The organism is Arthrobacter sp. MDT2-34-1, from assembly GCF_059091365.1.
In genome coordinates this window covers 1-479 of sequence record NZ_JBNHGO010000132.1, presented here as the reverse complement: position 1 = coordinate 479, position 479 = coordinate 1, and the positions used below count along the sequence as shown (strand labels likewise).

The 479-nt window shown below is 63.7% G+C and carries 1 protein-coding gene; it reads right to left on the bottom strand.

Annotated elements, in window-relative coordinates; translation table 11 throughout:
- Positions 1-209 (bottom strand): hypothetical protein (locus tag AC5RVV_RS18020; RefSeq protein WP_494002715.1); only part of this gene is annotated, 209 nt, incomplete at its 3' end.
- Positions 210-479: the final 270 nt, after the last annotated feature.

Here is a 479-nt window from a genome sequence, read left to right as displayed (position 1 = left end):
AGGACTGCTTCGCGGGTTCCGTCCCGCGGGCTGTGCCAGCGCAGGCCTGTCCGGTTCTCGGCCGCGTACACCACCGCCCGGGCCTGGAGCCAGAATCCGTTGATGCAGTGGGCGGCGAGGGCGGCGCACAGAAAGGCCAGTCCCAGAACCAGGAGCCCGGAGCCGAGCACTTCCAGGACGATGTCGGCCCGGGCAGCGGAGGAGCTCATGGGCGGAGTAGACGCAGGTACATGCAGGAAAGATAGCGCAGGGAAGGGGGAGATCTGAAATGCGGCTCGTACACCCCTGCGTGGCCCGGATGCTACGTGCAGGCGGCATGCAGGTTGCTTCGAGGGCGTGCAGATATAATTTCACGAACTATGGATGACCCTCCCTCACACATGCCCTTGCCCCTCTATGTCCTGACCGGTATTCCGGCCATCACGGGAGAGGGGCGCCCGAATGTATGAATGGATCATGATCGGTATCGGCCTGGTCCT